Annotated in this window: 17 protein-coding genes; 5 read left to right on the top strand and 12 right to left on the bottom strand. The window is 61.0% G+C overall.

Going from position 1 to position 20,802, the window contains the following annotated elements; all coding sequences use genetic code 11:
- The first annotated feature begins 2 nt into the window (after positions 1-2).
- Positions 3-476, top strand: a complete 474-nt coding sequence (gene sulA, locus HU715_RS04545) for an SOS-induced cell division inhibitor SulA (protein WP_186705228.1) — start codon at positions 3-5, stop codon at positions 474-476.
- Between the two features lie 71 nt (positions 477-547).
- On the opposite strand, the gene HU715_RS04540 is transcribed toward sulA, so the two are convergent.
- The 7 genes from HU715_RS04540 to HU715_RS04510 all read right to left on the bottom strand — a co-directional run bounded on the left by HU715_RS04540 (position 548) and on the right by HU715_RS04510 (position 8,989).
- Positions 548-781 (bottom strand): hypothetical protein, encoded by a 234-nt coding sequence (locus tag HU715_RS04540; protein ID WP_003183419.1) that lies wholly within the window; start codon positions 779-781, stop codon positions 548-550.
- A gap of 106 nt (positions 782-887) precedes the next feature.
- Positions 888-1,412: a DUF6586 family protein gene (locus HU715_RS04535; RefSeq protein ID WP_186705229.1), complete on the bottom strand. Its 525-nt coding sequence runs from the start codon at positions 1,410-1,412 to the stop codon at positions 888-890.
- Positions 1,413-1,637: 225 nt separating this feature from the next.
- Entirely contained in the window at positions 1,638-4,250 is a 2,613-nt protein-coding gene (topA, locus tag HU715_RS04530) for a type I DNA topoisomerase (protein ID WP_186705230.1), read from the bottom strand.
- A gap of 115 nt (positions 4,251-4,365) precedes the next feature.
- Complete coding sequence (locus HU715_RS04525; protein WP_003199644.1) at positions 4,366-4,602, bottom strand: DUF1653 domain-containing protein; 237 nt, start codon at positions 4,600-4,602, stop codon at positions 4,366-4,368.
- A 109-nt stretch (positions 4,603-4,711) separates the two neighbouring features.
- The gene (fadA, locus tag HU715_RS04520; RefSeq protein ID WP_053120718.1) at positions 4,712-5,887 is read right to left on the bottom strand and encodes an acetyl-CoA C-acyltransferase FadA; all 1,176 of its coding nucleotides are present in this window, start codon (positions 5,885-5,887) and stop codon (positions 4,712-4,714) included.
- 30 nt (positions 5,888-5,917) lie between these two features.
- Positions 5,918-8,065, bottom strand: coding sequence for a fatty acid oxidation complex subunit alpha FadB (gene fadB, locus HU715_RS04515; protein WP_186705231.1), 2,148 nt, complete (start codon positions 8,063-8,065; stop codon positions 5,918-5,920).
- A gap of 486 nt (positions 8,066-8,551) precedes the next feature.
- A complete protein-coding gene (locus tag HU715_RS04510) occupies positions 8,552-8,989 on the bottom strand; it encodes a hypothetical protein (protein WP_186705232.1) in 438 nt (145 codons plus the stop codon).
- Between the two features lie 101 nt (positions 8,990-9,090).
- On the opposite strand from HU715_RS04510, the gene HU715_RS04505 reads away from it, so the two are divergent.
- Positions 9,091-9,531, top strand: coding sequence for a universal stress protein (locus HU715_RS04505; protein WP_060738415.1), 441 nt, complete (start codon positions 9,091-9,093; stop codon positions 9,529-9,531).
- A 126-nt stretch (positions 9,532-9,657) separates the two neighbouring features.
- Here HU715_RS04505 and HU715_RS04500 read toward each other — a convergent pair whose 3' ends face one another.
- Complete coding sequence (locus tag HU715_RS04500; RefSeq protein WP_186705233.1) at positions 9,658-11,574, bottom strand: ATP-binding cassette domain-containing protein; 1,917 nt, start codon at positions 11,572-11,574, stop codon at positions 9,658-9,660.
- Between the two features lie 213 nt (positions 11,575-11,787).
- Between HU715_RS04500 and HU715_RS04495 the strand changes: the two genes are divergently transcribed.
- The gene (locus HU715_RS04495) at positions 11,788-13,716 is read left to right on the top strand and encodes a transglycosylase SLT domain-containing protein (RefSeq protein WP_186705234.1); all 1,929 of its coding nucleotides are present in this window, start codon (positions 11,788-11,790) and stop codon (positions 13,714-13,716) included.
- A gap of 206 nt (positions 13,717-13,922) precedes the next feature.
- Here the strand turns inward: HU715_RS04495 and HU715_RS04490 are convergent, their stop codons facing one another.
- On the bottom strand, positions 13,923-15,689 hold the full coding sequence (locus tag HU715_RS04490; RefSeq protein WP_186705235.1) for an ABC transporter transmembrane domain-containing protein: 1,767 nt from the start codon (positions 15,687-15,689) through the stop codon (positions 13,923-13,925).
- Positions 15,690-15,946: 257 nt separating this feature from the next.
- Here HU715_RS04490 and HU715_RS04485 point away from each other — a divergent pair, with 257 nt between their 5' ends.
- Positions 15,947-16,126 carry a PA1571 family protein gene (locus tag HU715_RS04485; protein ID WP_186705236.1) on the top strand — a complete coding sequence of 60 codons (180 nt, stop codon included), beginning with the start codon at positions 15,947-15,949 and terminating at the stop codon, positions 16,124-16,126.
- A gap of 206 nt (positions 16,127-16,332) precedes the next feature.
- Here HU715_RS04485 and pdxB read toward each other — a convergent pair whose 3' ends face one another.
- Entirely contained in the window at positions 16,333-17,475 is a 1,143-nt protein-coding gene (gene pdxB / locus HU715_RS04480; protein ID WP_186705237.1) for a 4-phosphoerythronate dehydrogenase PdxB, read from the bottom strand.
- A gap of 291 nt (positions 17,476-17,766) precedes the next feature.
- On the opposite strand from pdxB, the gene HU715_RS04475 reads away from it, so the two are divergent.
- Positions 17,767-19,170, top strand: coding sequence for an MATE family efflux transporter (locus HU715_RS04475; protein ID WP_346343453.1), 1,404 nt, complete (start codon positions 17,767-17,769; stop codon positions 19,168-19,170).
- On the opposite strand, the gene tusA is transcribed toward HU715_RS04475, so the two are convergent.
- Both tusA and rlmM read right to left on the bottom strand, forming a co-directional pair.
- A complete protein-coding gene (tusA, locus tag HU715_RS04470) occupies positions 19,167-19,418 on the bottom strand; it encodes a sulfurtransferase TusA (RefSeq protein ID WP_003183455.1) in 252 nt (83 codons plus the stop codon). The genes HU715_RS04475 and tusA overlap by 4 nt on opposite strands.
- Positions 19,419-19,615: 197 nt before the next feature.
- Positions 19,616-20,689, bottom strand: coding sequence for a 23S rRNA (cytidine(2498)-2'-O)-methyltransferase RlmM (gene rlmM, locus HU715_RS04465; protein ID WP_186705238.1), 1,074 nt, complete (start codon positions 20,687-20,689; stop codon positions 19,616-19,618).
- Positions 20,690-20,802 lie beyond the last annotated feature (113 nt).

Below are 20,802 nucleotides of genomic sequence, written 5' to 3'. Positions count from 1 at the left end.
TTATGCAGTTCCCTCACACACCACAACACACACAACTTCCGCTGTTCGAGGCATTCATGGCCCAACCGCTGGTTCCAGTCCTGAAAGACGTAATCGAGTCGCCCTGGGGCGTCGAACCCGAGGCTTTCAGCGAACTGTCGTTACGTGGTGCGGCCGGAAACTGCCTGAACCTGCTGGCGCCGATTCTGCGAGAACTCAGCCAGGACCAGGATGCTCGCTGGTTGACGCTGATCGCGCCACCGGCCAGCGTTACCCAGGCCTGGCTGCGGGATGCCGGCCTGAACCGTGAACGCATCCTGTTGCTGCAGCCACGGGGTACCCAGAGCGCCCAACAGTTGACCTGCGAAGCCTTGCGCCTGGGCCGCAGCCACACTGTGGTCAGTTGGCTCAACCCATTGACCGCGACCGCACGGCAACAGTTGATCAGCGCCGCCCGCACCGGGGACGCACAAAGCCTGAATATTCGATTGGGCTAAGACAAACGCGGGGCTTCTCCAAGACAGAGAAGCCGGTCAGTCACATTTTTCAAAAAAACCGACAGGCGGGATTAATGAAGGACCCGCGGCCCCTCTTCCTTGTTGAATTCGCCTTCAACCAGGCGACCGGCCATCTGGACGCCCACGCTCAGCATCGCCTTGGCGACTTCGACGTGTTGGCCTTGGAGGAACACCTTGGCATCTTCGGAGAAGTTCAGGGTAACCAGAGAACCCTCGTCCTCGGCCCTGCGCAGCTCGATGCGGCCATCAGGAAGTTCGACAATTTCTAGAAAGGACGTAGGCATAAAAGTCTGTTCTCCACGAAAGGCGAGGATTATATAGTCATCGGCCAGGCTCCGCTCGGGATCTTGACCAAGCGTTATCAATGGACGTAAAGGGCCGAGGGGAAACTCAGCACTCGTTCAACCCTTCACGAAAGCGTATCGCCAAGCTCTTGAGGTTCTGACGCCAGCTCTCCAGCTCTTCCCGGCTCAGCTCCTGCTCGGGATCCTGCTCGTCCAGATTGACCGCCACGATCAACGGCTGAGTCACGTCCCCCTTGGGCTTGCGCGGGGCTCGTGGCGGCTCGAACAGCGCCGCATGGGCCGCCAACAGCTTTGCCAGCCAGGTTTCCGGATTGTGTGCCAGCTCGACCATTTCGGCCATTTCCGGGATGGCGATGGTTTCCAGCACTTCGCGGGTCAACAGCAGCTCGGCCCGCGGCGCATTCGCTTGTGGCAGGCGATAGAAACCAGCGATTTCATGGCATAACCCCAACAACGCACCGTATAGGTGAAACAGCGCGGACTCACGCCCTGCCTGGAGCAGCGCCGGGGAATTCATCGCACGCCCGTCTTCGGCCCGGGTGAGCGCTTCAAGCGACAGACCGGCGAAATAGATTTTCTGATTGGTGCGGGTATAGAGTTCGTGGGCCATGGCGGCATCTCCCCAACGAAATGAAAGCTTCACGCAAGTGCGACAGTGTCGTGGATCAACCAACGCCACTGCAAGCCAAAAACAAAAAGGCCACATGAAAACCTATAGGTTGTCATGCGGCCTTTTTGTTCAGTCGGGCCCTATCGAGGACGGCTGTGCCGCCCAGCGGGAGCAAGCTCCCTCGCCACGGGGCCTCTTAGCCCCTCTTCTTAAACAGGCGTTCAATCAACGCTTGTCTTCAACCGTCCACTTACCGCCGTCGTAATAGGCCTTCCAGCCGGTCGGCTTGCCGTCGACTTCGGTCTGCACGTACTGCTCCTTGGTCTTCCGGCTGTAGCGAATGACCGCCGGACGCCCTTCCGGATCCTTCTGCGGTGCTTCACAGAGGAAATGGTACTTCGGATCGATCTCGTCCTTGTGCGGCACGATCTCCATCACCAATGGCGCACGGGTCTCACGGTTTTTCGGGAACTGGCTGGCTGCCAGGAACAGGCCGGAGGCGCCGTCACGCAGGATGTAGGTGTCGTTGACCTTCTCGCATTTGAGCTCAGGCATCTTCACCGGGTCCATCTTCGGCGGCGCCGCGTCCCCGCTCTTGAGCAGTTTTCGGGTGTTCTTGCAGGTCGGGTTGGTGCAACCGAAGAACTTGCCGAAACGGCCGGTCTTGAGCTGCATCTCGCTGCCGCACTTGTCGCATTCCAGGCTCGGGCCTTCGTAGCCTTTGATGCGATAAGTGCCCTCTTCAATCTCGTAGCCGGCACAGTCCGGGTTGTTACCGCAGATGTGCAGCTTGCGCTTTTCATCCAGCAGGTAGGCATCCATCGCCGTGCTGCAGATCGGGCAGCGATGCTTGCCGCGCAGTACCAGGGATTCCGATTCGCCCTCGTCGTCCGCAGCGATTTCGTCGCCCGGCACCAGGTTGACGGTAGCCTTGCAGCGCTCCTTGGGCGGCAGGCTGTAGCCCGAGCAACCGAGAAACACGCCAGTCGAGGCGGTACGGATTTGCATCGGACGCCCGCAGGTCAAGCACGGGATGTCGGTCATGACCGGCTGGTTGGCGCGCATGCCGCTGTCAGGGCTTTCGGCTACTTCGAGTTTTTTCTTGAAGTCGCCATAGAATTCGTCGAGGACATTTTTCCAGTCCCGTTCGCCCTGAGCCACATCGTCGAGGTTTTCTTCCATGCCGGCGGTGAAGCCGTAGTCCATCAGGTTCGAGAAGCTCTCGGACAGACGCTCGGTGACGATGTCCCCCATCTTTTCCGAATAGAAACGACGGTTGTGCAGCGCCACATAACCGCGGTCCTGGATGGTGGAGATGATCGCGGCGTAGGTCGAAGGACGGCCGATGCCGCGTTTTTCCATTTCCTTGACCAGGCTGGCTTCGGAGTAACGGGCCGGCGGCTTGGTGAAGTGCTGGGTCGGATCGAGCTTGATCAGCTTCATCACGTCGCCCTGGGCCATGTCCGGCAGGACATCGTCATCCCCAGGCTTGGTGATTTGCGGCATGACGCGGGTGTAGCCGTCGAACTTCAGGATGCGCCCCTTGGCGCGCAGCTCGAAGTCGCCGGCACCGACGCTGACCGTGGTGGACAGGTATTGCGCCGGCAGCATCTGGCAGGCCAGGAACTGGCGCCAGATCAGCTCGTAGAGACGCTCGGCATCGCGCTCCATGCCCGACAGCTTGCTTGGCTCGGTGTTGGCATCGGACGGACGAATCGCTTCGTGAGCCTCCTGCGCGCCTTCCTTGCTGCTGTAGACGTTCGGCGTCTCCGGCAGGTACTTCTTGCCGAACTCGCTTTCTATATAAGTGCGCGCCATCGCCACGGCATCGACCGACAGGTTCGTCGAGTCGGTACGCATGTAAGTGATGTAGCCGGCTTCGTACAAACGCTGGGCCATCATCATGGTTTTCTTCACGCCAAAGCCCAGGCGATTACTCGCGGCCTGTTGCAGCGTGGAGGTGATGAACGGCGCGGACGGCTTGCTGCTGGTCGGCTTGTCTTCGCGCTTGACGATGCTGTAGCTGGACGCCTTGAGCTTCTCCAGCGCCGCCATGGCCTGGGCCTCATTAAGCGGCTTGAAGGCTTCACCCTTCTCGCGGGCCACGTCGAAGCGCACAGTCGCGCCCTTGGCAGTGCCGAGGTCGGCGTGGACTTCCCAGTACTCTTCAGGGATGAACGCCCGGATTTCCCGCTCGCGCTCCACCACCAGCTTCACGGCCACCGACTGCACGCGACCAGCCGACAGGCCGCGGGCGATCTTGGCCCACAGCAGCGGCGAAACCATGTAGCCCACCACACGGTCGAGGAAACGCCGCGCCTGTTGGGCGTTGACCCGGTCGATATCCAGCTCGCCCGGCTGGGAGAAGGCTTCCTGGATGGCCTTCTTGGTGATTTCGTTGAACACCACGCGCTTGTAGCGGCTGTCATCCCCACCAATGGCTTCGCGCAGGTGCCAGGCAATGGCTTCCCCTTCGCGGTCCAAGTCCGTCGCGAGATAGATGGTGTCGGCATCCTTGGCGAGCCGACGCAGTTCTTCGATGACCTTTTCCTTGCCTGGGAGGATCTCGTACTTGGCTTTCCAGCCGTGTTCCGGATCGACCCCCATGCGTGAGACCAGCTGCTTGCGCGCCTTGTCTTTCGGCGACAGCGCCGGCGCTTCACCGGCAGCAGCCTTGCCGCGCTTGGCGGCTGGCTCCTTACTGGCGCTAGCCGAACCGCTGGTGGGCAGGTCTCGGATATGGCCGATACTCGACTTCACCACGTATTGGTTGCCCAGATACTTGTTGATGGTCTTGGCCTTAGCCGGGGATTCCACAATGACCAGCGATTTGCCCATGGATCAGAAAATTCCTGAATTCTAAAAAGTGAAAGGCGGTTGGCGCCTGACGCGGCACCGCTATATATAGTGGCTGCAAGGTGAGGTCAAGCGCAGGGTTGCCCGCATGCCGGCCTCAAGGCTTGGAAAAAATGCTCTCCTCGGCCTGCACCAAAGCAAAGCGTGGCACCTGTTCGCCGTCAACCTCGACGGACTCCTCGAACATGCTCAAGGGGCGCACCCAAAAGCCGTAATCGCCATACAGGGCTTGATAGAAGACCACTTCCTCCTCGGTCTCGGAATGCCGCGCGATGCTGAATACGCGGTACTGCGGACCTTTGTAATGCTGGTAGAGCCCAGGTTGTATCGGCATGCTTTGGCCCTCACTCAAATCTTTTCAAAATAAAAAACAAATCTTTTTGTACTAACCCCGAAAAAACAAAAACCGGGGCACTTGGCCCCGGCTTCCATCGACGCAACGCTTAGACGCGTTCGAAGACAGTGGCGATGCCTTGGCCGAGGCCAATGCACATGGTCGAGACACCGAAGGTGCCGCCATTCTGCTTCATGACGTTGAGCAGCGTGCCGGAGATACGCGCACCGGAGCAACCGAACGGATGACCCAGGGCGATCGCACCGCCGTGCAGGTTAACCTTCTCGTTCATCTTGTCGAGCACTTTCAAATCTTTCAGCACCGGCAGGGCCTGTGCGGCGAAAGCTTCGTTGAGCTCGAAGAAGTCGATATCGGCGATACTCAGGCCTGCACGCTTCAAGGCTTTCTGCGTGGCCGGTACTGGACCATAGCCCATGATCGCCGGGTCCACACCCGCCACGGCCATCGAACGAATCACTGCCATCGGCTGGATACCCAGGTCCTGGGCACGCTGGGCCGACATCACGATCATGCACGAGGCACCGTCGGTGATCTGCGATGAAGTACCAGCTGTCACGGTGCCACCCTTCGGATTGAAGGCCGGCTTCAGGGCCGCCAGGCTTTCCAGGGTGGTTTCCGGACGAATGGTTTCGTCGTAGTCGAACAGCTTCAGGAAGCCATTCTCGTCATAGCCCTGCATCGGGATGATCTCGTCCTTGAACTTGCCTTCCACGGTCGCCTTGTGGGCGAGCTGGTGGGAACGCACGCCAAAGGCGTCCTGCTGTTCGCGGCTGATGCCGTGCATCTTGCCCAGCATTTCCGCGGTCAGACCCATCATGCCCGAGGCCTTGGCCGCGTACAGCGACATGTGCGGGTTCGGATCGACGCCGTGCATCATGCTCACGTGGCCCATGTGCTCGACACCACCGACGACGAATACGTCACCGTTGCCGGTCATGATCGCCTGGGCGGCGGTGTGCAGCGCGCTCATGGACGAACCGCACAGGCGGCTGACGGTCTGGCCGGCCGCGGTGTGAGGAATCTGGGTCATCAGCGAGGCCATGCGGGCGATGTTCCAGCCCTGCTCCAGGGTCTGGTTCACACAGCCCCAGATCACGTCTTCGACTTCGTTGGGGTCGACCTTGACGTTGCGCTCCAGCAGCTTGCTGATCAGGTGCGCCGACATGTCTTCGGCGCGGGTGTTGCGGTGCATGCCGCCCTTGGAGCGGCCCATCGGCGTACGACCGAAGTCGACGATCACGACGTCTCTAGGATTCAAGCTCATAAATGTTCTCTCGCTCTAGTCGTTGGGCGCTTAACCGAAGAAGCGTTGGCCGTTCTTGGCCATTTCACGCAGCTTCGCGGTCGGGTGGTACAGCGCGCCCAGATCAGCGTACTGGTCAGCCAGGGCAACGAACTCGGCCACACCGATCGAATCGATGTAACGCAGCGCACCGCCACGGAATGGAGGGAAACCGATACCGTAGACCAGACCCATGTCGGCTTCGGCGGCGGTTTCGACAATGCCGTCTTCCAGGCAACGCACGGTTTCGAGGCACAGCGGGATCATCATCCAGTTGATGATGTCCTCGTCGGTGACGTCGCGCTGCTCGTAGACGATCGGCTTGAGCACTTCCAGCACCGACGCATCGGCGACTTTCTTCTGCTTGCCGCGCTTGTCGGTCTCGTAGGCGTAGAAGCCCTTGCCATTCTTCTGGCCCAGGCGCTTGGCTTCGTAGAGCACGTCGACAGCCGAACGACGGTCGTCTTTCATGCGGTCCGGGAAGCCTTCAGCCATGACGTCGCGACCATGGTGGCCGGTGTCGATGCCGACCACGTCCATCAGGTACGCCGGGCCCATCGGCCAGCCGAATTTTTCCATGATCTTGTCGATGCGCACGAAGTCCACACCGGCGCTGACCAGCTTGGCGAAACCGCCGAAGTATGGGAACAGCACGCGGTTGACCAGGAAACCCGGGCAATCGTTGACGACGATCGGGTTCTTGCCCATTTTCTTGGCGTAGGCCACGGTGGTGGCAACAGCCAGCTCACTGGACTTCTCGCCACGGATCACTTCCACCAGCGGCATCATGTGCACCGGGTTGAAGAAGTGCATGCCGACGAAGTTCTCCGGACGCTTGAGGGCCTTGGCCAGCAGCGAGATGGAGATGGTCGAGGTGTTCGAGGCGAGGATGGTGTCCTCCTTGACCTTGTCTTCGACTTCAGCCAGTACCGCTTGCTTGACCTTCGGGTTCTCGACAACCGCTTCGACCACCAGGTCGACATGGCCGAAATCGCCGTAGGACAGCGTCGGACGAATGCCGTTGAGCACTTCGGCCATCTTCGCGGCGGTCATGCGCCCCTTGTCGACGCGACCGACCAGCAGCTTGGCGGCTTCGGCCAGGCCCTGCTCGATCCCGTGTTCATTGATGTCCTTCATCAGGATCGGCGTACCCTTGGACGCCGACTGGTAGGCGATGCCGCCGCCCATGATGCCGGCGCCGAGCACGGCGGCCTGCTTCACGTCACGGGCGATTTCGTCGTAGGCCTTGGCCTTTTTCTTCAGTTCCTGATCGTTGAGAAACAGGCCGATCAGGCTTTGCGCAGCCGAGGTCTTGGCCAACTTGACGAAGCCGGCGGCCTCGACTTCCAAGGCCTTGTCGCGACCGAAGCTTGCGGCTTTCTGGATAGTCTTGATCGCTTCGACCGGCGCCGGGTAGTTCGGGCCAGCTTGTCCGGCCACGAAACCCTTCGCGGTTTCGAAGGCCATCATTTGTTCGATGGCGTTGAGCTTGAGCTTTTCCAGCTTCGGCTGGCGCTTGGCCTTGTAGTCGAACTCGCCGCTGATGGCGCGCTTGATGGTTTCAAGGGCCGCTTCCTGGAGCTTGCCAGGTTCGACCACCGCATCCACGGCGCCGACTTTCAGTGCGTCTTCGGCACGGTTTTCCTTGCCGGCGGCAATCCACTCGATGGCATTGTCGGCACCGATCAGGCGCGGCAGGCGCACGGTACCGCCGAAGCCCGGGTAGATGCCCAGCTTGACTTCCGGCAGGCCGATCTTGGCCGTGGTGGCCATGACGCGGTAATCCGCCGCCAGGCACATCTCCAGGCCGCCACCCAGGGCGATGCCGTTGATGGCCACGACGGTCGGTACGTTGAGGTCTTCGAAGTCGCTGAAAATACGGTTGGCTTCGAGGTTGCCAGCGATCAGTTCGGCATCGGGCAGCTTGAAGTTGTCGACGAATTCGGTGATGTCGGCACCGACGATGAACACGTCCTTGCCGCTGCTGACGATCACACCCTTGATCGAAGCATCTGCCTTGATAGTGTCTACGGCCTGACGCAATTCATTCAGGGTTAGACGGTTGAACTTGTTGACGGACTCACCCTTGAGGTCGAATTTCAGTTCGACGATGCCACTTTCAAGAGCCTTAACCGTGATGGCTTTACCTTCGTAAATCATCAACTGATCTCCACGATATGGAAGCTGAACAGTACACGTTGGACGCTGGCCACTGGTTCGACACTGACGTTACCGTCGATGCTACGCCAATCCGCCAGGCACACCCGTCAACGCGATAGTCGGGGTCTGTAGGAGCGCTCCGAAAATACAAACGCTCAATTCATACGCCCGTTTGATTTGGGTACGTCACCTTCACGGAATTTCCGACAATTGTCAATCGCCCTAAACACGGGCGAGAACGCGACTTTACGGTCATTTCCGTACCGTACGGATCCGCAACACGGCGCCGCATGTGCAGCTATTCATAGGATCAATCATTAGAAAAATCGCCCTAATTCCAGACATATCGGGTCCAGCCGACTACGCTGTCGGGAATACGATTGAATTTCAGGAACGAAGGGCGCTGCGAACGCACGCCCTGACACGAGATGGATTACCGGCCTGCCTGGCCAACCGCCCGATGAGACTGTCGGGCTTTTTTATGCCTCAGGCCAGCGCCTTGAGCGTGCTGGCAATGTCTTGCAAAACACTGGCTTCGCCTTTTTCGCCCCAGTACACCGCAATCATTTGCCGGTCGGCTTCGACTTTGTAGACGTTGGCCGGCAATTTTTCGAAATGATTGAGCAAGGATTCATCCTGGCAGACTTCCCGCCACTGATTGGCCCAGACGCCCGGTGCCGTTTGCCAATAGCTCCAACAGGCCGGCTGGTTGCCTCGCCGAGGCCGATAGTACTGGGCACAGGGGTTTGGCGGCTGCTGGCCGAGCCAGTGCGGCCACTCCTGTGGCGCCAGTTGCATGGCCAGGCCCAGGCGTCGCGCTTCCATGCGCAGGGCCATGCGACCGTTCTGTACACGGGACGGACGCAACCATGCCAATGGACTTAACACCACCAACAGGATTGACAGCACTATCCAGACCGTCATATTCGTACTCCCCGATTCTGATGAGCCATTGACCCAGGTCGCCGTCAATGCGCTTGAAACCAGCCATACTTACCGTATCGCAATTCTCTGGAGTGCCTTCCATGTACTACAACCACGTTCTGGTCGCCGTTGACCTCACTGAAGAATGCGATCCGGTCGTCAAGCGCGCCCTCGCCCTTTGCGAAGGCCGAGACACCCAGCTGTCGCTGGTGCATATCGTCGAACCAATGGCCATGGCCTTCGGCGGCGACGTGCCGATGGACCTTTCCCAGTTGCAGCAGCAGCAATTCGACCAGGCCAAGGAACGCCTTGACCGACTGATCGTGAAATACCCGGCCCTGAAGAAGGAGTTCAGCCACTTGACCTACGGCCAGCCACGCCAGGAGATCCATCACCTGGCCAAGGAACAGGGTTGCGACCTGATTGTCGTCGGCAGCCATGGTCGCCATGGCCTGGCGCTGCTGCTGGGCTCGACTGCCAACGATGTGCTGCATGGCGCGCCCTGCGATGTGCTGGCAGTGCACCTGGTCAAGCGCACCTGAGCCATATACCCCTGTGGGAGCGAGCCTGCTCGCGAAAGCGGTGTGTCAGCCAACACCAATGGCGCTGATCGACCGCTATCGCGAGCAGGCTCGCTCCCACAGGGATTGGTTTCTTATCTCAATGAATCAAGCGTCCAGCTCGGCCCAGCGCTCGACCAATGCATCCAGCTCGGCCTGCAGTTGTTCCAACTGCGCGATAACCTTGGCGGTTTCGGCAGCAGGCCGCTGATAGAACCCGGCGTCGGCCATTTCGGCTTCCACCGCGGCGATCTGCTGCTCCTTCGCATCGATATCGCCCGGCAGAGCCTCCAGCTCGCGCTGCAGTTTGTAGCTGAGCTTTTTCTTCGCCGGGGCCGGAGCTGCGGCGGCAACCGGCGCGGGCTCGGCCTTGACCACCGCCGAATTCAGGTCGGCCTTGCCGGACTTGCTCTCGGTGACCCCAAGCAGACGCGGCGAGCCGCCCTGGCGCAGCCAGTCCTGATAACCACCGACGTATTCACGCACCAGGCCTTCGCCTTCGAACACCAGGGTGCTGGTGACCACGTTGTCGAGGAATGCCCGGTCGTGACTGACCATCAGCACCGTGCCGTTGAAGGTCAACAGCACTTCTTCCAGCAACTCCAGGGTTTCCACGTCCAGGTCGTTGGTCGGTTCGTCGAGCACCAGCAGGTTCGCTGGCTTGCTGAACAGCTTGGCCAGCAACAGACGGGCGCGCTCACCGCCCGACAGCGCCTTGACTGGCGTACGGGCACGCTGCGGGCTGAACAGGAAATCGCCGAGGTAGCTCAATACGTGACGGCTCTGGCCATCGATGTCGATGAAATCGCGACCTTCGGCGACGTTATCGATCACGGTCTTTTCCAGGTCCAACTGATGGCGCAACTGGTCGAAGTAGGCAACGTCGATCTTCGTACCCTCCTCCACCTTGCCATTGGTCGGCACCAGACCGCCAAGCATCAGTTTGAGCAAAGTCGTCTTGCCGGTGCCGTTGGCCCCTAGCAAGCCGATGCGATCGCCACGCTGCAGGACCATGGAGAAGTCCTTGATCAGGAACGGGCCGCCCGGGTGCGCGAAACTCACGTTCTCAAGGACCATCACCTGCTTGCCGGACTTGTCGGCAGTATCCAACTGGATATTGGCCTTGCCGGTACGTTCACGGCGTTCACTGCGCTCAACGCGCAAGGCCTTGAGGGCCCGCACACGGCCTTCGTTGCGGGTGCGACGCGCCTTGATGCCCTGGCGAATCCAGACTTCTTCCTGGGCCAGTTTCTTATCGAACAACGCGTTAGCGGTTTCTTCCGCCGCCAGCGCCGCTTCCTTGTGCACCAGGAAGCTGGCGTAGTCGCCGTTCCAATCGATCAGGCCGCCACGGTCCAGTTCAAGGATGCGCGTCGCCAGGTTCTGCAGGAAGGAACGGTCGTGGGTGATGAACAGCACCGCCCCCTGGAAGTCCTTCAAGGCTTCTTCAAGCCAGGCGATGGCGCCGATGTCCAGGTGGTTGGTCGGTTCGTCGAGCAGCAGCAGGTCCGGCTCGGACACGAGGGCCTGGGCCAGCAGAACGCGACGACGCCAGCCGCCGGACAACTCGGCGAGGGTCTTGTCGGCCGGCAATTGCAGGCGGCTCAGGGTGCTGTCGACCAGTTGCTGCAGACGCCAGCCATCTCGGGCTTCAAGGTCGTGCTGCACGTGCATCAACTTGTCCAGGTCGGCATCGGTGACGATGTTCTGGCTCAGGTGGTGATACTCGGCCAACAGCGCGCCGACCCCGTCCAGGCCTTCGGCGACCACGTCGAATACGGTCCGCTCGTCGGCCACCGGCAGTTCCTGGGGCAATTCGCCGATTTTCAGGCCTGGCGCGCGCCAGACCGAGCCGTCATCGGGCTTTTGATCGCCCTTGACCAGCTTCATCATGCTGGACTTGCCAGTGCCGTTGCGGCCGATGATGCACACCCGCTCACCACGGGCGATCTGCCAGGACACCTTGTCCAACAACGGCATAGCGCCGAAAGCAAGGGACACATCGCTGAATTTGAGCAGGGTCATGAGCTTCTCCAAAAACCGGGCGCGCATTCTACCTGAGATGAGGCCTCAAGGGTCCGCCAATTTCGCCACTGAAGCACTCTGCACGACAAATGTTGCGAACTTGCACCGACAGCCCTGCAAAGCTTTCGCCGGCTGCTGGCAAAAGGCTAAGCTACAGACAGTTACCCTGGGTTAACCCTTGGGCTTGTCATGTTTTTTCTGCCCGGACGTCTCATGCGCAGTCGCCTTTTCAGTGTTTTATCGTGTCTTTTTGTATGTGCCACTGCCGTTCAATCCGCTCAGGCGGTGGATATTTCCACTCAGCGCCAGTATTACAACGAGGCCAAGCGGGCCTTGGCCAAGGGTGATTCCGGCCCTTACTTTCGCTACAGCCAGGCCTTGCGCGATTACCCGTTGGAGCCCTACCTGGCCTACGATGAACTGACCGCGCGCCTCAAGAGCGCCAGCAACGCCGAAATCGAAAAATTCCTCGCCGAGCACGGTGACCTGCCACAGGCCAACTGGATGAAACTGCGTTGGTTGCGCTGGCTGGCCGAGCGCGGCGATTGGGCGACCTTCGTCAAGTATTACGACCCCAAGCTCAACTTCACCGAATTGGACTGCCTCAACGCTCAGTACCAGCTCAGCCATGGCCTTAAGGCCGAAGGCTATGCCAATGCCGAAAAGCTCTGGCTCACCGGCAAGTCACAGCCCCAGGCCTGCGATGCGTTGTTCGGCCTATGGGCATCCCAGGGCCAGTTGACCGAGCAGAAACGCTGGGAACGCACCAAGCTGGCCGCCCAGGCGCGCAATTATCCGCTGGCCAACAGCCTGGTCAGCGGCCTGACCACCCTCGCCCCCCGTGGCAAGTTGCTGGTGGACGTGGCGCAAAAGCCTGAGTTGCTCAACCAGCCCTCGCGCTTCAGCCCGGCCGATGAACCGATGTCCGATATCGTCAGCCTCGGCCTGCGTCGCCTGGCCCGCCAGGATCCGGAAAAAGCCATGGCGCTGCTGGATGGCTACGCCAGCACCATGCATTTTTCCCGGGATGAAAAAGTCGCGATTGCCCGGGAAATCGGCCTGACCCTGGCCAAGCGCTTCGACAGCCGCGCCTTGGACGTGATGACCAAATACGACCCGGAACTGCGCGACGACACCGTTTCGGAGTGGCGCTTGCGTCTGCTGCTGCGCCTGGCCCGCTGGGACGATGCCTACCAACTGACCCGCCGCCTGCCCGAGTCGCTGGCGAGCACCAACCGCTGGCGCTACTGGCAAGCCCGCACGCTGGAGCTGGCGCAGCCGCAAAACCCCGAGGCCCTGGCGCTCTACAAGCACCTGGCCCGTGAGCGGGACTTTTATGGTTTCCTGGCCGCCGACCGCTCCCAGTCGCCGTATTCCCTCGTCAACAAGCCACTGGTGATGAGCCAGGCGCTGATCAATAAGGTGCGCAACACACCGGGCGTGCGCCGTGCACTGGAGTTTCATGCCCGTGGGGACATCGTGGACGGACGCCGCGAGTGGTATCACGTCAGCCGGCATTTCAACCGGGACGAAATGGTCGCCCAGGCGAAACTGGCCTATGACCTGAAATGGTATTTCCCAGCCATTCGCACCATCAGCCAGGCCAAGTACTGGGACGACCTGGACATCCGTTTCCCGATGGCCCACCGCGACACCCTGGTACGTGAAGCCAAGGTGCGTGGCCTGCATTCGAGCTGGGTCTTCGCAATCACTCGCCAGGAAAGCGCCTTCATGGACGACGCCCGCTCCAGCGTCGGCGCCGCCGGCCTGATGCAACTGATGCCTGGCACTGCCAAGGAAACCGCGCGCAAGTTCAGCATTCCCCTGGCTTCGCCTCAGCAAGTGTTGAACCCGGACAAGAACATCCAGTTGGGCGCGGCCTACCTGAGCCAGGTTCACAGCCAGTTCAACGGCAACCGCGTCCTCGCCTCGGCGGCCTACAATGCCGGCCCCGGTCGCGTGCGCCAATGGTTGCGCGGTGCCGATCACTTGAGCTTCGACGTCTGGGTCGAAAGTATTCCATTCGACGAGACCCGCCAATACGTGCAGAACGTGTTGTCATATTCGGTGATCTACGGCCAGAAGCTCAACTCGCCGCAACCGCTGGTGGACTGGCATGAGCGGTATTTCGATGATCAGTGAGTATTAGCGCAGGCTGTTACTGAGAAGAAAAAAATGCCCGCTTCGAAGGACGCGGGCATTTTTTTGCTCGGTGGCTGGGTCGGTTGCTGGACCCTGTGGGAGCGAGCCTGCTCGCGATAGCGGTGTGACAGTCAGCATCTTTGTTGCTGATCAGCCGCTATCGCGAGCAGGCTCGCTCCCACATTGATCTCAACACATCAAACTCACTAAACATCCTCGCCGTGCTGATTGAACTGCAACGCCGCCAACCGCGCATACAGCGCATTGCTGGCTACCAGCTCCTGGTGAGTGCCCACGGCAACCACCTTGCCCTGGTCCATCACCGCGATCCGGTCGGCGTTTTTCACCGTGGCCAGGCGATGGGCAATGACCAGGGTGGTGCGGTTTTTCATCAGGCTAGGCAAGGCTTGCTGGATCAGGTGTTCGCTTTGCGCATCGAGGGCACTGGTGGCTTCGTCCAGCAGCAGGATCGGCGCATCCACCAACAAGGCTCGGGCGATGGCCAGGCGTTGGCGCTGGCCGCCGGACAAGCCCAGGCCGCCGTCGCCCAGGTGAGTCTGGTAGCCGTTGGGCATTTTTTCGATGAAGTCATGGGCATGGGCGATCTGCGCGGCCTCGCGCACCTGTTCGGGCGTCGCCTGCGGATTGCCGTAACGAATGTTTTCTTCGACCGTGCCGAAAAACAGCGCCGGGTTTTGTGAGACCAGGGCGAAGTGCCGGCGCAGGTCCAACGGATCGAGCTGGGTCAACGGCACGTCGTCGATCAGGATCTGCCCTTGCACCGGATCATAGAAACGCAACAGCAAGTCGTAGACCGTCGACTTGCCCGCACCGGAAGGCCCGACGAGGGCCAGGGTCTCGCCGGCCTTGACGCTCAGGTCGAGACCGTCGACCGCGTAACTGTCCGGCCGGGACGGATAGGAAAAACGCACGCCTTCAAGACGTAAATCGCCGCGGACCCGCACCGGCAAGGTCACGAGTCCTGAGGCCGGCGGCTGGATGATGTTCTCCGAACGCAGCAGCTCGGCAATGCGCTCTGCCGCACCGGCCGCCCGCTGCAGCTCGCCGATCACTTCGCTCAGGGTCCCGAAGGCGCTGCCGACGATCAGGCTGTAGAACACGAACGCCGCCAGCTCGCCGCCGGAAATCCGCCCGGCGATCACATCCATACCGCCGACCCAGAGCATTACCCCCACCGCCCCCAGCACCAGCACGATCACCAGGGTGATCAGCCAGGCCCGCTGGGCGATGCGCCTGCGAGCGGTGTGGAAGGCCTGCTCCACTGTCACGGAAAAACGCTGTTCGTCCTGGACCTGATGGTTGTAGGCCTGCACGGTCTTGATCTGGCCGAGAGTTTCGGAGACGTAGCTGCCGACGTCGGCAACACGGTCCTGGCTCTCACGCGACAAGCTGCGCACTCGCCGCCCAAAGATCAGGATCGGCGCCAATACCAGCGGCAGGGCAATCACCACGATGCTGGTCAACTTGGGATTGGTGACGAACAGCAGCACGATGCCCCCCACCACCATCAAGACATTGCGCAAAAACAACGACAGCGACGAACCGATCACCGATTGCAGCAAGGTCGTGTCAGTGGTCAGCCGCGACTGGATTTCCGAACTGCGGTTGTTTTCGTAGAAGCCTGGGTGCAAGTACACCAGATGGTTGAAGACCTGCCGCCGGATATCGGCCACTACCCGCTCGCCGATCCAGGACACCAGGTAAAAACGTGCAAACGTACCGATCGCCAGCCCCACCACCAACACCATGAACAGGCCGATGGATTGATTGAGCAAGTGTGGCGAACGGGTCATGAAGCCCTGGTCCACCAACAAGCGGATGCCCTGGCCCATCGACAAGGTAATGCCGGCAGTGACAATCAAGGCCAGCAACGCGCCGGCGACTTGTTTGCGATAAGGGGCGATGAAGCCGGTGGCCAGGCGTATGGCACGGCGATGTCGAGAAGAAAGCATCAAAGGCGTCCGATAATTCAGCAGGAAAAGGCCGGCCCGCGCGGTCGAAACGCAACGGAACCAGGTTGAATCAGAATGAGTCAGGTTAAATATGACCACGACGACTAGCCGCTAGATGTTATCGGTCTAAAGTCTGGCTGGAAACGCGACTGTGTTTCTGATTGAGTGGAGGTGTCGCCATGAACCTGCAAGGAGTGTCATGGCTCGGTCACCTGGCGACATTAAAGTAGGCACACAACCTGATGAGGAGACAGGCCATGTCCTTGCAACACAGCAGCGACGACAAGATTCAAGTAATCCGAACGCAACCGGACCAATCTCTGGGCTGCTCGTTCATCGATGAACAAGGGCGCGAAGTACCGATCACCGAAGACATGATTCGCAAAGCCTGTGGCGAGTTGGAAAAACGACTGGTCAAGCCTGCCGAACAAAAGTGATACAGCCCGTCTCGATTGAACCCGACCTTGATGTCGGGTTTTTTATGCCTGCTGATTTTGCAGGCTCTTGTGGCGAGGCTCTTGTGGCGAGGGAGCTTGCTCCCGCTGGGTTGCGAAGCGACCCTAATGCCTTTTGGATTCCAAAAAGCGACGACTGCTTCGCAGCCGAGCGGGAGCAAGCTCCCTCGCCACAAGAGCGGTCACACTTAAATAGCGGTGGCACCCAGCGCCGTCACGATCTGTTGCAAGGTCGCCGACTGCCCTTCGATACGAACCTTCAAGCTGTCGATTTCCCGCCGTGGCGGATAATGCTTGCGCAAGGCGTCGAACGCGCTGCGTTGCTCGCTGACCGTGCCCACCAGGCTGCGGCGAAAGTTTGCGTCGTCGCCACGGGGGTCGTACACGCTCCGGCACAACGCCGCCAAGGCCCAGGCCGGGTCGGTTGCGGCATCCAGGGTGATGCCACCGAGCCAAGGCCGAGGCAACAGGTCGCTGAGGCTGACTTCAACCGGCTGTTCCAGGAAAGCGCACAAGGCCTGGTAGATCTGGGCGGTGCCGCGCTGACGACCATCGAGGCTGTAACCGGCAATGTGCGGGGTAGCTATCACGCACAAATCGGCCAGGTCCACATCAACGGTGGGCTCCTGCTCCCAGACATCCAGCACCGCCTGCAGGTCTTCGCGCTCCAGCAACACTTCGCGTAGCGCGGCGTTGTCGATCACCGGGCCGCGGGCCGCATTGATCAGCCAGGTGCCGGGCTTGAGCTGGTTCAGGCGCGCTTCGTCGAACAGGTGCCAGGTCGGTTGCTCGCCGTCGCGGGTCAACGGGGTGTGCAGGCTGATCACATCGCATTGCTCGATGATCTGTTCCAGGCTCACATAGTCACCGCCCTCGGCGGCCTGACGCGGCGGATCGCAGACCTTGACGGTCCAGCCCAGGCCCTTGAGCAGTTCGATCAACCGCCCGCCCACCTGCCCTGCGCCGACCACGCCGAAGGTCCGCTGCGCGAGCGCCACGCCTTCGATTTCCGCCAGGGTCATCAGGCTGCCCAACACGTAGTCCACCACGCCACGGGCGTTGCAACCGGGTGCGCTGGCCCAGTGAATACCGGCCTCGGCCAGATAATCCAGGTCCAGGTGATCGGTGCCGATGGTGCATGTGCCGACGAAGCGTACCTTGCTACCCTCCAGCAGCGCCCGATTGACCTGGCTGACCGAACGCACCAGCAGCACATCGGCTTGCTCGACCATCGTCCGGTCGATTCCCCGGCCCGGTACCCGGCGGATTTCGCCGAACCCGTGGAAAAACGCATCAAGCAGGGGGATGTTTTCGTCGGCGACGATCAGCATGGCAGAGCTCCTTTGGCGGGAGGGGCAGTGTAGGCGTTCCTCGCGTCGATGGGCCAGTCCATTGCCTCAGTGAACGCGTTTGTGGCGAGGGAGCTTGCTCCCGCTCGGGTGCGAAGCAGCCGCCCGCTTTTTGGCCTGCTTCGCAGTCCAGCGGGAGCAAGCTCCCTCGCCACAGAAACTACCCGGGCAGACGTTGACGATTACAAATCCACAACACAGCTTTTTTCCTGACCACAGCGTCAAGGCGTAGAATTCGCCGCCTTGCGCTAATTTCTCTCGGACGCTTCGCCTGTGAATCCTGTCATCGACTCTCCTGCCACCCTTTCCCGCCCGGCCCGGGTGCGTCTGGAATTCAAGACCCTGCTGGCCTTGGCCGTGCCGATCATGGTGGCGCAACTGGCGACCACCGCCATGGGCTTTGTCGATGCGGTGATGGCCGGTCGGGTCGGCCCACGGGACTTGGCGGCCGTGGCCCTGGGCAACTCGATTTGGGTACCGGTGTTCCTGTTGATGACCGGCACGTTGCTGGCGACCACGCCAAAAGTGGCCCAGCGCTTCGGTGCCGGCACGTTCGACGAAATCGGGCCGCTGGTGCGCCAGGCACTGTGGCTGGCGCTGGTGGTGGGTTTGCTCGCGACCCTGGCGCTGTTCAGCGCCGAACCGATCCTGCACATCATGAAGGTCGATCCCGAATTGATCGGCCCCTGCATGGAATACCTGCGTGGCATCGGCACGGGCCTGCCGGCCGTGGCGCTGTATCACGTGCTGCGCTGCTTCAGCGATGGCCTGGGCCGCACGCGACCGGCAATGGTGCTGGGGCTGTGCGGGCTGGCATTGAACATTCCGCTCAATTACATCTTCATCTACGGGCACCTGGGCGTGCCCGCCATGGGCGGCGTCGGTTGCGGCTGGGCCACGGCCATCGTGATGTGGTTCATGGCCCTGGGCATGGCCGGTTGGGCCCGTTGGGCACCGGCCTATCAGTCGAGTCGGTTGTTCAGCCGTTTCGACTGGCCGCAATGGACAGTGATCAAGCGCCTGCTGGGCATCGGCCTGCCAATTGGCATCGCGGTGTTCGCCGAGTCGAGTATCTTCGCGGTGATCGCGCTGCTGATCGGCAGCCTCGGGGCCACGGTGGTGGCCGGGCACCAGATCGCGCTGAACTTCAGCTCCCTGGTGTTCATGATCCCCTACTCCCTGGGCATGGCTGTCACGGTGCGGGTCGGCCAGGCCTTGGGCCGTCGCCAGCCCCGTGAAGCGCGCTTTGCCGCCGGGGTGGGCATGGGCACGGCCCTGGCGTACGCCTGCCTGTCGGCGAGCCTGATGTTCGCATTGCGCGGGCCTATCGCGGCGATCTATACCGCCGACCCGGTGGTGATCGAAGTGGCGTCGATGCTGATCGTCTACGCGGCGCTGTTCCAGTTTTCCGATGCGATCCAGGTCACGGCGGCAGGCGCGTTGCGCGGCTACCAGGACACCCGTGTGACGATGATCCTGACCCTGTTCGCCTATTGGGGCATCGGCCTGCCGGTGGGCTACGCGCTGGGCCTGACCGACTGGCTCGGCGCGGCCAGCGGCCCGAGCGGGTTGTGGCAAGGCCTGATCGTAGGCCTGAGCTGCGCGGCGCTGATGTTGTCGATCCGCCTGACACGCAGCGCACGCAAGCAGATCCGCGTCAGCCACTCGACGGATTAAGCGAGTTTCTTGCGGATCCAGTAGAGGTAGGTACCAGCCTCTTCCTGCTGGGCCACCAGTTCGTGATCCAGGAACACGCAAAACTTGGGGATGTCGCGGCGAGTCGAGGGGTCGGTGGCGATGACTTTCAACAGGCCACCGGGGGCCAGGTCACGGATGTGCTGGTGCAGCATCATCACCGGTTCCGGGCAATTGAGGCCCGTGGCATCCAGTGTGCCGTCGACCGGCGTGTCGTTCATTTCACTCATGTTCTACTCCTGAAACTGGCCGGCATTGTCGCGCAATGCCGGCGCTCTTAACAGATGTACATCAGCCCTGTGGCGAGGGAGCTTGCTCCCGCTCGGCTGCGAAGCAGTCGTCACTTTAGGAGCCCAACAGGACATTGGGGTTGCTTCGCAACCCAGCGGGAGCAAGCTCCCTCGCCACAAAAGCTCGCTCCATAGCTTCAGCGGGACTTCGGCTTTTTGGTATCCAGCCGCCGCAGATGGCACGTCACTTCCTCGCGGTCGTGGTACAGCTGCTTGCAACCGATCTCAACCTGGACACCCCGGGCCTTGAAACCCTCGGCGATGCGTTCGAGCAGGCGTTTCACCTCGGCATAACGCTGTTTCATAGGCAGCTTGAGGTTGACCACAGCCTCGCGGCAATGCCCTTCGCCAATCCACTCCTCCAGCATCGCCGCGTTGCGCGCGGGCTTTTCGACGATGTCGCAGACCATCCAATCCACCGGCTGCTTGGGCTTGAACGTGAAGCCGTCCGCCATCAGATGCTGCACCAGGCCGGTATCCATCAGGCTTTCGGCCATCGGGCCGTTGTCGATGGCCGTCACCAGCATGCCGCGGTTGACCAGTTGCCAGGTCCAACCGCCCGGCGCGGCGCCGAGGTCCACGCCGGTCATGTCACTGTGCAGGCGCTCGTCCCACTGGTCCCGGGGGATGAAATGGTGCCAGGCTTCTTCGAGCTTGAGGGTGGAGCGGCTTGGCGCCTCCCGGGGGAACTTGAGGCGCGGGATGCCCATCGGCCACATCGCCGAATTATCCGCGTCCGCCAGGCCCAGGAAGACTTCGCGACCACTCTTGAAGGTCAGCAGCAGGCGCGGCTTGCGCGGATCGTCCACCAACTTGCCAGCCCCGCTCAACGCCTTGCGCAGCGGGCCTTCGAATTTCTTGCAGAAGTTCGACAGTTCCTTGCCGTCATTGGTGTCGACCACCTCGAGCCATAAGCTGCCACAGACTGGGAAGCCGCTCATGTGGGCCAGGATGACGCTGATACGGTCGGTTTCCGGCAAGTCAATGAACGTGCCCCGCGCCCACTGGCGCGGGAAAATCAGCTCGGCAAAACGCTGCCCACACATCAGCCGTTCGGCGCCGTCCTCTTGCGTGCAGACAAATTCGGCGCAGGCGCTGGCCGGCTTGGCCTTGGCATAGCCGGCCACGTTGAGCCGAGCCGCATGTTCGGCGATCTCGGAACAGACCTCGCCTTCGAAGCCCGGCCGGCAGTGCATAAAAAGCGTGTTCATTGAAACTCCGTAGCAAAGCCTGTCACGAAAACCGCCGCATGATAGCGGAGTTCGGAACCGCGAACCTTGCAATAGAGTCCAGTGATTAGTCATACGCTCAAAACAGGGCTAGG

It is taken from the genome of Pseudomonas zanjanensis (assembly GCF_014268745.2).
Classification (GTDB): Bacteria; Pseudomonadota; Gammaproteobacteria; order Pseudomonadales; family Pseudomonadaceae; genus Aquipseudomonas; species Aquipseudomonas zanjanensis.
The sequence above is the reverse complement of the archived record's forward strand: the minus strand, read 5'-3'. Positions and strand labels throughout refer to the sequence as shown.

What these genes read in the sequence shown, in the direction of transcription:
- sulA (WP_186705228.1), top strand. Translation starts at nt 3, where the DNA reads ATGCAGTTCCCTCACACACCACAACACACACAACTTCCGCTGTTCGAG.
- HU715_RS04540 (WP_003183419.1), bottom strand. Translation starts at nt 781, where the DNA reads ATGCCTACGTCCTTTCTAGAAATTGTCGAACTTCCTGATGGCCGCATC.
- HU715_RS04535 (WP_186705229.1), bottom strand. Translation starts at nt 1,412, where the DNA reads ATGGCCCACGAACTCTATACCCGCACCAATCAGAAAATCTATTTCGCC.
- topA (WP_186705230.1), bottom strand. Translation starts at nt 4,250, where the DNA reads ATGGGCAAATCGCTGGTCATTGTGGAATCCCCGGCTAAGGCCAAGACC.
- HU715_RS04525 (WP_003199644.1), bottom strand. Translation starts at nt 4,602, where the DNA reads ATGCCGATACAACCTGGGCTCTACCAGCATTACAAAGGTCCGCAGTAC.
- fadA (WP_053120718.1), bottom strand. Translation starts at nt 5,887, where the DNA reads ATGAGCTTGAATCCTAGAGACGTCGTGATCGTCGACTTCGGTCGTACG.
- fadB (WP_186705231.1), bottom strand. Translation starts at nt 8,065, where the DNA reads ATGATTTACGAAGGTAAAGCCATCACGGTTAAGGCTCTTGAAAGTGGC.
- HU715_RS04510 (WP_186705232.1), bottom strand. Translation starts at nt 8,989, where the DNA reads ATGACGGTCTGGATAGTGCTGTCAATCCTGTTGGTGGTGTTAAGTCCA.
- HU715_RS04505 (WP_060738415.1), top strand. Translation starts at nt 9,091, where the DNA reads ATGTACTACAACCACGTTCTGGTCGCCGTTGACCTCACTGAAGAATGC.
- HU715_RS04500 (WP_186705233.1), bottom strand. Translation starts at nt 11,574, where the DNA reads ATGACCCTGCTCAAATTCAGCGATGTGTCCCTTGCTTTCGGCGCTATG.
- HU715_RS04495 (WP_186705234.1), top strand. Translation starts at nt 11,788, where the DNA reads ATGCGCAGTCGCCTTTTCAGTGTTTTATCGTGTCTTTTTGTATGTGCC.
- HU715_RS04490 (WP_186705235.1), bottom strand. Translation starts at nt 15,689, where the DNA reads ATGCTTTCTTCTCGACATCGCCGTGCCATACGCCTGGCCACCGGCTTC.
- HU715_RS04485 (WP_186705236.1), top strand. Translation starts at nt 15,947, where the DNA reads ATGTCCTTGCAACACAGCAGCGACGACAAGATTCAAGTAATCCGAACG.
- pdxB (WP_186705237.1), bottom strand. Translation starts at nt 17,475, where the DNA reads ATGCTGATCGTCGCCGACGAAAACATCCCCCTGCTTGATGCGTTTTTC.
- tusA (WP_003183455.1), bottom strand. Translation starts at nt 19,418, where the DNA reads ATGAGTGAAATGAACGACACGCCGGTCGACGGCACACTGGATGCCACG.
- rlmM (WP_186705238.1), bottom strand. Translation starts at nt 20,689, where the DNA reads ATGAACACGCTTTTTATGCACTGCCGGCCGGGCTTCGAAGGCGAGGTC.